This window comes from Parashewanella spongiae (assembly GCF_004358345.1).
In the GTDB taxonomy this organism is placed as follows: Bacteria; Pseudomonadota; Gammaproteobacteria; order Enterobacterales; family Shewanellaceae; genus Parashewanella; species Parashewanella spongiae.
Window position 1 is genome coordinate 3,770,882 of the sequence record NZ_CP037952.1, and the last position, 12,363, is coordinate 3,783,244.

The following is a 12,363-nucleotide window of genomic DNA, read 5'->3' on the forward strand; positions in this document are numbered from 1 at the left end:
CTATGCCAGCATCAAAACCAGCAAAAGTGCCTTATCACGAACAAATCGCCAATAAGCTTATCGAACAATTAAAAGCTGGCACCGCACCGTGGCAAAAACCTTGGAAGGCTGGTGAACCACGGATGCCGCATAATCCAATCAGTGGCACTCGCTACCGAGGCTCAAATGCCATTTGGTTGGCGATGCAATGTCGTGAAGATCCCCGCTGGATGACGTACAAACAAGCCAGCGGTATTGATGCGCAAGTTCGAAAAGGACAACACGGCACGATTGTTCAATATTGGAAACTATTCGATAAAGTAGATAAAACCGATAGTAACGGCCAAAAGATATTAGGCGCAGATGGCAAACCAATTAAAGTGAATGTGAAACTGGATAAACCAAGAGTATTCAGTGCAGTCGTATTTAATGCCGAACAAATTGATGGCTTATCAGAGCTTGAAGTTAAACAACTTCCAGAATGGCAACGCCATGAACGAGCAGAAAAAATCCTGCGAAACTCAGGCATCACTATCCATCATGATCAATATGACAACGCATACTACTGCCCCTCTTCTGACGACATACATCTACCCGCCAGAAATCAGTTCGACAGCAATGATAAATTTTATGCTACAGCTTTGCATGAATTATGTCATTCGAGTGGCGCCAGTCACAGACTCAATCGTGATATGACTGGCCGCTTTGGTGATGAATCCTACGCTAAAGAAGAACTCAGGGCAGAAATTGGTTCACTGATGCTCGGCGATGAGCTGCAAATTGGCCATGAATTTGGCCAACATGCAGCTTATGTTGATCACTGGGTTAAGGTGTTACAAGATGATCCGAAAGAGATTTTACGTGCATCAAGGGATGCTGAGAAAATTCATAGATTTGTGATTGAATATGATAAAGATATTTCACAACAAAAAATTTCCATAAAACAATCTTCTAGTTCTGCAGCATCCATCCAAAGTTCACATCAAATAATAGCCAATCAACATAAGGAAGCTGAGCTCTAACAATATTTTCTTACCATTGTTTTTAGATATGACATTTACGTTTAAATTTTACTCGGCTGTGATTCTGAACAGAGAATTTCTGACTTACTTTTAGTATGATGTTCATGAATTCAGTGAAGTAATATGTTTGGAGTAAGATTTGGATATCGAGCTATGGGAAGGCGGCTTGTTGGCGCATGAAGTTACAGCCATCGAGAAAATTAAGAAGTGTTTTCAAGATATAAATAAAACAAAAAGCAAGAACAATCAAAATACATCTAGGGGCTCTCTAAAAGATCAACTTGGAAGCCTAAAGCAACAAAACACTGACAGCATATTTCCATGGAAAGGTTATGCAGGTTTTCGCCTTGTCGATAACGGAAAAGAAGGTGAATTCGATTTAGTTATTATTACTCATTGCAATGTGATTATTGTCGAACTTAAGGATTGGAAAGGGAGAAAAATCACATATCAGAGAGGGAATTGGTTTCTCGGTAATGAAGACCGAGGTAAATCACCTGTTGAGATAACTCGCAATAAAAAGTATTTATTAGAGCGGAAACTAAGAAAGTATAAAGGGAAATTTACAAACAAGGCTCATCTTCCACAGATTCATTTTTTAGTGGTTATAACTGGAGATGCAGATGTCACTGAACTTACTGAAGATCAGCGTCAACATACGCTAACGTTGAATGAATTTTTATCATTTAAAGACAGAAATAAATTCAATAAAATCTATAGACCGCATCCTGATTCTCAAGTCCTCAATAAAGATTTTCATATCTTTGATAAGGTTTTTGATCGTAACACTACAAAGCCAAAGCAAATTTCTCTTAATGGATACTCTTCACAAGAGCTTATTTTTAAACACCCTAAAGATATTTATCAGGAGTTTGAAGCTGCCGCTGATGGAAGAACTAAAGACACTGCATTAATGCGGATATGGGATTTTGATAAAGTCGCTGGAGATAAAGCAAAAACACCAGACGGTAGATATGACATTATTTCTCGAGAAAGAGAAGTGTTGACTTATATTAAAAATTCTAATTATGACTTGTATCAGCACTGCTTAAATTCTCTTGCAACAGTGCAAAAAGACCAAATTTCTGCACAGCACACTGAACTTTATGAGCTGAAACCAAACCACATCCGAGTTAACACATTCATAAATCGTTACCTTCCAACATTTTCAGAAGCTGACAGGATTAAATTAATAAAGCTATTACTGAGTAGGTTTGCAAACTTGCACAAGTCTCAAGTTGCACATAGAGATATTGGTGACCATAGCGTTTGGTTTGCGCCAAGTAAAGACGTAGCACTTTCAAGCTTTGTGTCGGCTTACCACAAACCTCAAGGTACTGTTGGAGATCTCAGAGAGTTGCTTTCTGTAGAAGGCTCAATCCCCTTTGGAATGAATACGGATAAAAACACTACTCCGTATCAGTTAGATGTTTATACCCTTGGTGTTATGGTTTGGCATTTATTAAATGGCAAACAAATTGATGAAAAAAGTTTAAAAACATTCAAGGCGCAATTAGAAAATGATACTCACTGGACTTCTACAGTTATAAATGAGGCCATTTGTGGTGGTTTTAATAATGCTGGCGAAATGTATGATGCACTTTTAGATATTGAGCCAAAAGCTAAGATTAATTTAGATTTTGATGCCTCTTTGTTAGAGCCATACCTTCATGGTATTAAACTGAATCGTCAATACCAAGAAGATGATGCCCCTTTTATAGTTGAGACAGATGAAAAAGAAGTTTACTTATCAGATGGACTCCTTGTAAAAGCATGGTTGAACGTTTCTGTTTCTAAAGCTGACGCTCAAATCTGTACTCGGCTACTTCACTTTTTACAAAAAGTTTCTAAGCTCAAAAGCATCTCACCTACGTATTTACCTAATATTTACAATTTTGGTATTGCTAACAAATCTAATGAACTGTTCATTGTTTCTGAATTCATTAATGGCAACACTTGGAACGGACTGAAAGTTGGTGAAAACAATTTAGTTCTGGTTGAAAAACTCATACATGTCATAGAGCATTTACATTCACTGCAAATTGCTCATGGTGATCTTCATCCTGAAAATATAATCATCGATGCTAATACTCAAGACATAAAATTAATCGACTTGCCTGATTTTTCACTGAGCAGTGAAGAATGTAAAAACCACCTATACAGCCCTGACAATATTGATGGCGCTTCAGCCTTTGAAAGAGATAACTTTGCCGTAATGAAGTTGTCATTAGAAGCTCTAGGTGGAGATTGGGATGAAGTTCAAGAAGAGTTTGCAGAGCTGCATCAAGCCATTCAAGTTGAACTTAACGACAATGAATATGGCTTTAAATCACTCGAACGTTTTAAAGATGCTTTAAATCCAACAGTTGAAGAAGTAGAAATGGCTGAAATCTCAGTTCGAGGTGAGTTTGAATCTCTGGAGATTTTGCCTGAAAATGGGGTGCTATATGCTGATATCTTTGAAAATGATAGAAATGAAAATGAATTAAAAATTGAGCTTTCTGGCGTTGGTGGAAGTATCACTTTAATTTATATTCCAACGGAAAATAGATTTAAACTCGGTTTAGCTCCAAGACAACGTTCAGATGTAAGTAAAAGATTTAAAGATAAAGCAAAACTAGAACTCAATTTTGGTCTAAAAATTAGCTCTACAGAATATTCTCAGTTAAATGCATTAAATGAACGAATTTTGCAATTACCTGAGTTCAAGAGAGCTGTAGAGGTTGCAACATACAAAGAAAATAGTACAAATGTTTCACTGGAATCTGAAAGTCAGGTTACATCACATCATCACCCAGAATTAGAGTCGCAACCATCTATTACACCAATCGGCATTCGTACAACTGACTTGTGGAAAAACATCCTCAAAACTGAAGCAGAATCTTATCCATATGTCATCTTAGATACAGATTCCGAGTCTGTTCAAGATGAATCAGACCAAGTTATTCTTAACTATGAATCAGAGACAGACCCTTTGGCCAAATTCAAAAAGACAGATGTAATAGAAGCCATTAAGCTCGATGATGATAATGAAAAACTACTTGGATTGGTTGATTTAAAAAAATCTAGCTTTAAAGAAGTCCGATTATTCAAAGCAAGAAGCGCAGCAAAACATCTTCAGGAGACAGAAGAAGTCTTTTTCAGAACAAAAGCTGATAAATCATCATATGAAAAACGCAAAGATGCACTCCAGCGAATTCTGGACAATGAATCAACTATCATGGATTTAGTGGATTACTTTGAACCAACCTCTAATAAACCACCAATTGAATATGATATAGAAGTCACTGATAAAGACTTTGAAAGATACAGACGTGAAGATGATAAAGGCAATGTCATTGAGCTGAACGACCAACAAAAAACAGCTTTTAGACAATTGTTAGCTACTGGTCCAGTTTCTTTATTACAAGGCCCTCCCGGCACCGGTAAAACAGAATTTATCGCAGCATTTGTACATTATTTGGTTGAAAAGCAAGGGGCTGAAAAAATCCTATTGGTCAGCCAATCGCATGAAGCCGTAAATACTGCAGCTTCAAGAATTCGCAAACATTGCTTAAGACTTAAAACTGATCTAGATGTCGTACGCTTCAGCAATAAAGAAGCTTCAGTGTCAGATGGTCTTAAAGACGTTTACTCCCAATATTTGATTGATGAACGGCGTGCCATGTTTACCGCAGAGTCTAAACAACGGATATCTTCATTACATCAATCTCTGGGGGTACCAAAAGACTTTCTTGAAGATGCATGTGAACTAGAACTTTCGATTGTTAAACAAATTGATTGCTTCAATAAACTTACTGAAGAAGCTCATGCCGACACGACTGAAAAAACAGATAAAGAAGAATTAAGCAAGCAAGCTAGCCAGTTAATAGCACAAGTAAAAATCACAATAAGTGAACTTTTTGACATTGAAGTCAAAGACGACGACTTAAATGAATTAAGCAGCAAATTATGGGCACGATTAGAAAAAAGTTACAGCATAAAACCTCAAGAGCTTCAAAGGGCAAAAGCCTTATGTAAGATTTCACGGGATCTTATTGATGTATTAGAAAATGAACGAGTAAATTATGATGAATTCTTTGCTCGTTCAAGGCAATTGATCACAGGAACCTGTGTTGGCATCGGTCAACGACATATCGGCATCAGTGAAAACCAATATGATTGGGTGATCATAGATGAGGCAGCACGATCAATAGCAAGTGAACTTGCTATTGCAATGCAGGCTGGTAAACGAATTTTACTTGTTGGTGACCATCATCAATTACCGCCACTGTACACAACGCCTCATAAAAAAGCCTTAGCTAAAAAGCTTGGTGTTTATTCTGACGATATTGATTTAGACGAACTCCTTCAATCTGATTTCGAACGTGCATTCGAATCTAAATACGGGAAAGCTGCTGGTGCAAAGCTGCTTACTCAGTATCGAATGGTTGAGCCAATTGGAGACTTAGTCTCAGAATGCTTTTACAAAGGTGAACTTAAAACAGGCATCAGACCAATACCTGATTCTTATCAGAATTTACCTGAGGTAATGAAGTCATACACAACTTGGATAGATACAGCATGGTTGGGTAAAAGAGCCTACCACCAAGATGATTCTGGTAGCAGTATTGCAAATACGGCCGAAGTCAAAGTGATTATAAAGCTACTCAATCAAATTCATTCAAACGCAGAACAAATTGAAGACTTAGTCACGCTAAAAACAAACGATAAAGGTGAACTACCCATCGGTATTATTTGTATGTATGCCGAGCAGAAAAAACGATTAAGAAGAAAAGTCGCTGAGCAATCTTGGAGTGATACGTTTAAGAGCTTGATCCGTATTGATACCGTCGATAGCTATCAAGGTAAAGAAAACAGAATTGTCATTTTGTCTATTTCAAGAAGTGATTCTAAATTATCACCGGGATTTTTACGCTCACCTAATCGAATTAACGTTGGTTTGTCGAGAGCAATGGATAGACTTGTGATTGTCGGTAATAGCAATATGTGGCGTGGGAAAAATCAGAACTTACCTTTGGGTAAAGTTATTGATTACATTGAACAGCATGCCAAAACAGAACCAAAGGGATTTAAAGTGATAAATGCTAATACATTTAAAGAGGTGAAAAAATAAAATGGAAGAATACACAATCACCTTTAATGAAATTGACTTTATCGTACCAAGTTATCGTTATAACTTTCAGTTTTCTTATACCTCACAACAGGGGCTGCCTTTTATCCGTGAGTATATCTTACGATTAGTTCAATTAGGTGCAATGTGGCCTGAACAAATCGCCACGTATTTTGACTTGAATGAACGCGAAGTAAAAGAAGCAATAAACGATTTAATACAACGTGAAGAACTCAAATATAACGAACAAAATCAAGTTGAATTAACAGATAAAAGCAAAGGTTACTTTGATGTACTAGGTGGTGACTTAAATACAACCGAATTAAGATCATCTGGAGCATCACTTGGATTTGAACTTACATCGTTCAGCTGCGTTTCAACACAAAATAAACGTTTGCCGAATGAGTGGGGATTAGGTTTCAGGCTAGAATTACCAAGCAAAAAAGTTGCTAACAGAGACAAGTTAGTTTCAAAAGCATTTCAAAAGCATTTTCAAGAATTAATTGAAGATGGCTACATGGAGCACATGACAGGCCGAAGTGGTGGATTACCAAAAATATACAAAGTGGAGTCAGTTAAACAAATCGGTGCAGAACCGTTAAGACTAAAAATACCATTTACGATGGACTCAAATGGTAAAGCCCAAGATCTTGAAGATTTTGACAATCTAAAAGATTCTACTGAAGCATTAGAGCTCATCGCAGCCACTATAAATACCTATACTGGGCGAAACAATTACCGTGAAGTACTAGACGCAATAGAAATGTTAAATGACCGTTTCAGCAGTCAATTATTCACTTCAGAAAATTTGAAGCCACAAGAGTTTGCGCACCTTAAACTAAGTCAAGAATCACAGAGCCAAAAGCATATCCCATTCATCGGTTCACTATATAGTGATAACAACCGAAAAATGTTCGAAGATTTTTTCAAAAAACAAAAACAGAAGCTCACGGCAGAACATCACAATGGTTCGGTAGTACTGCAATACCTTGCACCTAGCGATCCATTTTGGGGTAAAAACGATAGACTAAAATCGTTCTTACTTGAACTTGCAAACCAGAATAAATCTAAGGGCAAGAAGCCTAAAAAGTTGTATGACTTTAACGTAAAACTCCCCTTTTCATCACCCATGAACACAAGAGAAGGAAGACGGGAAAAAATCGAATGGACGAGAGGCTTTGATTTTATCAAAGATAACTTATTCGGCTACATTGAAGGTTATTTAAATGGTGTAGCAGAAATAATCTTACTCGAAGATAGATTTGTTGCTGTTACCTATCATTTAAGGCTGCCAGAGTCATACAGAGTACCTGTACCAATCGGTTTTATTTCTACTGACAACGGAATTATTAATACAGTGACTCAATCCTTAGAGTGTAACCGTGCAGTAAACCCCATCTTTTCAGAGTAAAAACCATCCCTTAAAATCTTTGCCACTTTTCAACTATTGAGACGCGGCATGACAAACCGAAAAACACCTGAACAGTGGCAAGCTCTGGTAAGGCAGCAAAGCGAAAGTGAATTAACCGTTACCGCTTTTTGCCGCAAGTATAAGTTGGCCATCAGTTGCTTTTACACTCACAAAAAAAAATCGAAGCAACAATCAAGTTTTACTCAAGCCGTTGTTACTACTGCATCAGCTCCCCCCATTCCAGCTCAACAGCCAGTGATCAAACTTGAAACCAAGATAGGTGATTTAATTTTCCCTGCTCAAATACCTCCTCAAATTATTATCGATGTCATCAAAGGATTGCAATCATGATTATGTTTCAACAATTGCCCAATGTGTATTTATACCGTGACTTCATTGATTTTCGTAAATCGATTAATGGGTTAAGCGCCGTTGTTGAACAACAAATGGAATTGCCTTCTACCGATGGCAGCGTGTTTGTGTTCTGCAACAAAAACCGAGATAAACTTAAAATCCTTTATTGGGATAAAACAGGTTTTGCGCTTTGGTATAAACAACTGGAAAGAGACAAGTTCAAGTGGCCAGCCAAGATTGATACCGAGCAGATGGTGCTTTCTGAGCAGCAATTTCACTGGTTACTTTCAGGTTACGATGTCGTTGGTCATCAACAAGTTTTTGTTGAAAGTTATTGTTGATTGATCGCTAAAACGGATGTTGATTTCATTAATTAGATCACTGATATCGCCTATTATCATTTGGTTTTTGGTAAAATAATGCCATGACCAAAAGTATCCAATCTTTACTCGACGACAACGCCTTACTCCAACAATTACTGTTGAAGCAACAGGCTTTGCTTGAGAGTAAGGACAGTGAAATTGCAGAGTTAAATCAATCATATCAAACCTTACTGGAGCAATTTCGTTTAGCTCAGCATCATCGCTTTGGTCGAAGCAGTGAAGTTTGTGAGGCTCAAGGTGAATTGTTTAATGAAGCTGAAACTCTGGTTGAAGACGATATTTTAGAAGCTGATACCACACCTGAGCGAGAAACCACTCCGCCAAAGACAAAAGAAAAGCCTAAACGCAAACCATTACCTAAACACTTACCACGTGTTCAAGTGATCCATGACATTGATGAAGCAGACAAACAGTGTGACTGTTGCGGTCATCAGCTTCAACAAATGGGCAAGGATGTCAGTGAAAAACTGGAGTTTATCCCTGCTAAAGTTAAAGTTATAGAAAATATTCGCTTAAAGTACAGCTGCCAGCATTGTGAGAAAAGCGGTACTCAACCCAACATCAAGCAAGCATCTGTGCCTAGCAGTCCAATACCAAAAGGTTATGCTACGCCGAGTTTGCTCAGTCAAATTATCACCAGTAAATATCAATATGCCTTACCGCTTTATCGACAAGAAACCATGTTCAAACAACATGGTATTGAAATCAGTCGACGCACCATGTCGGACTGGATGATGAAATGCGGTGCGTTATTTAAACCCTTGCATCAACGGTTGAGAGAAATACAGCTTTCACAACCCGTGATTCAGGCAGATGAAACTACAGTAAAAGTCATCAATGATGAACGAGCGAAATCGTATATTTGGGTGTATTGCTCAGGTGCTGATTCACCAGCATCGAGTAATATGGCATTTAAAGGCGTTTCCATCATGCGTAATATCGTGCTGTTTGATTATCAAAATGGCAGTCGCTCCGGTGCTTGTCCATTGATGTTCTTGGGGGATTTTAATGGTTACCTGCAAACTGACGGCTATGCGGCTTATCAAAAGGTTAACGCTGAGCTTGTCGGTTGCTGGGCGCATGCAAGAAGAAAGTTTATTGAAGCTCAGACAGCGCAAGGGAAAACCAAAGTTGGTAAGGTCAATGTCGCCATCAGTTTCATTCAAAAACTGTATGCAATAGAGAAAAACATTGCTGACTTATCTGTTGATGAAAAAATGAAAAAAAGACAAATTAAGTCCGAACCTATCTTGGCAGATTTTAAAGCTTGGCTGGATAAGTCAGCACTGCAAGTATCAAGTAAAGGCAAACTAGGTGAAGCCATTACTTACAGCTTAAATCAGTGGAGTAAATTAAAACGCTACACAGAAAGCGGCTTGTTGAATATCGATAATAATCGTGCCGAACGAGCAGTAAAACCGTTCGTCATCGGCAGAAAAAATTGGTTGTTCAACATCAATCACAAAGGTGCTGAAACCAGCGCCATGCTCTACAGCATAATCGAAACTGCAAAAGCTAACGGTCTAATTCCTTTTGATTACATCAATCATTGCTTAGAAGAACTCGCAAAATCACCGATCGAGCTTGAAAGCTTGCTGCCATGGAATGTTAAGCTGGGCTAGATGTAGTTCAGCGGACGTTTACCTTAGAGTCATATATGTCTGAATATTTTGATGATGAAAACTCAAAACATTTAGGAAAACTGAATAAGTAACACTAAATTAAGCAGTGGTTATCAATTCAACTACTGCTTAATAATTACTCATAAAAACAGTTAATTACCATTGATTAATAAACCTGATTAATAAACCTGATTAATATCATTGTTTGTTCCACAATATTCTCATATTATTCCAATACTCAATTTTTGAGGCTCTCATATGACTGATGAAATATTAACGATTCAAGAGTTAGCGGGCTATCTTAAGCTAAATAACAAAACGGCTTACAGGCTTGCCAGTGCAGGTAAACTTCCAGGCTTTAAAGTGGGCGGGAGTTGGCGCTTTAAACGAGTAGATATAAATCAATGGATAGACCAACAAAAACGACAGGGATAGTGGTTATATTCCCAATTTATTCATCGAGTGTTCACTTTAACAAATGCGTTAAAGCAGAATGTTAATTTCATCATTTAAAAATCAGTCGCCTCACAGTATTACTTTCAGGATTACATAAATAATGGCTAAAAAACCTGCGGCAAAAAAGAAAGAAAAATCATTTGAAGAAACACTCTGGGATGCAGCGAACAAGCTGCGTGGTAGTGTTGAATCGTCAGAATACAAACACATCGTATTGAGCCTGATTTTCCTTAAATTCATCAGTGATACGTTCGAGAAGCGTAAGCAAGACCTGATTGATGCAGGGCAAGAAAAGTATGTTGATTTAGTTCAGGCATACACCAAAGAAAACGTCTTTTACCTACCAGAAGAGAGCCGCTGGAGCTTTGTTCAGCAAAACGCTAAACAAGAAGATATTGCGCTGAAGATTGATACTGCTCTTAGCACTATCGAGAAAACCAACAAAGCCCTGCAAGGGGCATTACCTAAAAACTATTTCTCTCAGTTAGAATTTGATACCAGTAAGCTAGCTGCATTGGTCGATGTTGTTGACAATATCGAAACTCTAAATAGTCCACATAAAGATATTGTAGGTAGGGTTTACGAATACTTTTTAGCTAAGTTTGCGATAGCTGAGGGTAAGGGAAAAGGTGAGTTTTACTCCGAAAAGTGTTGTTAACCTCATTGCTGAGTTGATTGAGCCATACAGAGGAAAAATCTATGACCCTTGCTGTGGCTCTGGCGGTATGTTCGTTCAATCAATGAAGTTTATAGAAAACCATAAAGGTAACACTAAAGATGTTGCTATTTACGGACAAGAAGCAACTCCTACAACATTTAAGCTAGCAAAAATGAACCTTGCTATCAGAGGAATTTCTGGAAACCTCGGTGTTGCAGCTAAAGATACATTTGCTAAAGACCAACACGATCTGCTAAAAGCTGATTTTATAATGGCAAACCCACCATTTAATCAGAAAGACTGGCGAGATAGTAGTGAGTTACTTGATGATAAACGTTGGAGTAGTTTCGATGTCCCTCCTGTAAGTAATGCTAACTATGGTTGGATATTACATATGGTGTCTAAGCTATCCGAAGAAGGTATTGCTGGATTCATTCTATCAAGTGGGTCTACTTCAGCATCAGGAAATGAATACAAAATACGTAAACAACTGGTCGAAAATAATTTGATTGAGGCAATAATAACTCTTCCAAGAGATATGTTTTATAACACAGATATAAGTGTAACACTATGGATTATAAACAAAAACAAAGAGTTTAAAGAACATCAAACAGAAGAAGGTATTGTTAACCTTCGAGCGAGAAGCGAAGAAGTTTTATTTATGGACCTTAGAAGGCTTGGCTCTGAATTTGAGAAAAAATATATAGAGCTGACAGAAAATGATATTAAGGATGTTTCTAGTATTTTTCACAACTGGCAAAGAAATGATCGTTTTGACAATTATAAGAATAAAGTTGAATTCTGCTACTCTGCATCAAAAGAAGAAATCATAAAGAAAGATTACTCTCTTGTTCCTAGTAAATATATTCCTTTTTCAGCTACTGATTCAAAGATCGATTTTGAAACTGAAATGTTAACAATTCAATCTGAGTTATCTGCATTGATGAAAGAAGAAAAAAAAGCACAAGAAGAATTATTTGAAGCATTTAAAGGAATAGGTTATGAAATCTAGTCTTATTGGTGAGCTAATCTCGATGGTTGACGAGAAGAATAAAGATCATAGTGTATCAAATCTGCTGGGGATAAATATTTCCAAAAACTTTATGCCATCAATCGCTAATTCAACTAATTTAGATTTGACTAAATATAAAGTCATCAAGAAAGGGGTCTTTGCTTGTAATATTATGCACGTTGGTCGTGATGAAAGATTACCGATTTCACTCTACAGAGATGATAAACCTGCTTTAGTATCTCCTGCTTATAAAACCTTTAAAGTAATTGACGAAAAATCTGTTTTACCAGAATTTTTAATGATGTTTTTTCAACGGCGGTGTTTTGCAAGACAGTTGTCACTCTTTGCATGAA

Annotated in this window: 8 protein-coding genes and 1 pseudogene; all 9 read left to right on the forward strand. The window is 37.4% G+C overall.

Annotated features, from left to right (window positions below; all coding sequences use genetic code 11):
* The first annotated feature begins 2 nt into the window (after window positions 1–2).
* The 9 genes and pseudogenes from E2I05_RS14990 to E2I05_RS15030 all read left to right on the forward strand — a co-directional run bounded on the left by E2I05_RS14990 (window position 3) and on the right by E2I05_RS15030 (window position 12,362).
* Window positions 3–1,001, forward strand: coding sequence for an ArdC family protein (locus tag E2I05_RS14990; RefSeq protein WP_121853774.1), 999 nt, complete (start codon window positions 3–5; stop codon window positions 999–1,001).
* A gap of 139 nt (window positions 1,002–1,140) precedes the next feature.
* On the forward strand, window positions 1,141–6,117 hold the full coding sequence (locus E2I05_RS14995) for an AAA domain-containing protein (RefSeq protein ID WP_121853775.1): 4,977 nt from the start codon (window positions 1,141–1,143) through the stop codon (window positions 6,115–6,117).
* Window position 6,118: 1 nt separating this feature from the next.
* Complete coding sequence (locus E2I05_RS15000) at window positions 6,119–7,525, forward strand: hypothetical protein (RefSeq protein ID WP_121853776.1); 1,407 nt, start codon at window positions 6,119–6,121, stop codon at window positions 7,523–7,525.
* 48 nt (window positions 7,526–7,573) lie between these two features.
* On the forward strand, window positions 7,574–7,876 hold the full coding sequence (gene tnpA, locus E2I05_RS15005) for an IS66 family insertion sequence element accessory protein TnpA (RefSeq protein ID WP_133309533.1): 303 nt from the start codon (window positions 7,574–7,576) through the stop codon (window positions 7,874–7,876).
* A complete protein-coding gene (gene tnpB, locus E2I05_RS15010) occupies window positions 7,873–8,220 on the forward strand; it encodes an IS66 family insertion sequence element accessory protein TnpB (RefSeq protein WP_133309592.1) in 348 nt (115 codons plus the stop codon). The genes tnpA and tnpB overlap by 4 nt, the downstream gene beginning before the upstream one ends.
* A gap of 83 nt (window positions 8,221–8,303) precedes the next feature.
* Window positions 8,304–9,884: an IS66 family transposase gene (gene tnpC, locus E2I05_RS15015; RefSeq protein ID WP_133309591.1), complete on the forward strand. Its 1,581-nt coding sequence runs from the start codon at window positions 8,304–8,306 to the stop codon at window positions 9,882–9,884.
* Between the two features lie 258 nt (window positions 9,885–10,142).
* Window positions 10,143–10,319 (forward strand): helix-turn-helix domain-containing protein, encoded by a 177-nt coding sequence (locus tag E2I05_RS15020; RefSeq protein ID WP_121855271.1) that lies wholly within the window; start codon window positions 10,143–10,145, stop codon window positions 10,317–10,319.
* 121 nt (window positions 10,320–10,440) lie between these two features.
* Window positions 10,441–12,010: pseudogene (locus E2I05_RS15025) on the forward strand (type I restriction-modification system subunit M).
* Window positions 12,000–12,362: a hypothetical protein gene (locus tag E2I05_RS15030; protein ID WP_179952726.1), complete on the forward strand. Its 363-nt coding sequence runs from the start codon at window positions 12,000–12,002 to the stop codon at window positions 12,360–12,362. Before E2I05_RS15025 ends, E2I05_RS15030 begins: the two are co-directional and overlap by 11 nt.
* Window position 12,363 lies beyond the last annotated feature (1 nt).

What these genes read in the sequence shown, in the direction of transcription:
- E2I05_RS15020 (WP_121855271.1), top strand. Translation starts at nt 10,143, where the DNA reads ATGACTGATGAAATATTAACGATTCAAGAGTTAGCGGGCTATCTTAAG.
- E2I05_RS15000 (WP_121853776.1), top strand. Translation starts at nt 6,119, where the DNA reads ATGGAAGAATACACAATCACCTTTAATGAAATTGACTTTATCGTACCA.
- tnpA (WP_133309533.1), top strand. Translation starts at nt 7,574, where the DNA reads ATGACAAACCGAAAAACACCTGAACAGTGGCAAGCTCTGGTAAGGCAG.
- E2I05_RS15030 (WP_179952726.1), top strand. Translation starts at nt 12,000, where the DNA reads ATGAAATCTAGTCTTATTGGTGAGCTAATCTCGATGGTTGACGAGAAG.
- tnpB (WP_133309592.1), top strand. Translation starts at nt 7,873, where the DNA reads ATGATTATGTTTCAACAATTGCCCAATGTGTATTTATACCGTGACTTC.
- tnpC (WP_133309591.1), top strand. Translation starts at nt 8,304, where the DNA reads ATGACCAAAAGTATCCAATCTTTACTCGACGACAACGCCTTACTCCAA.
- E2I05_RS14990 (WP_121853774.1), top strand. Translation starts at nt 3, where the DNA reads ATGCCAGCATCAAAACCAGCAAAAGTGCCTTATCACGAACAAATCGCC.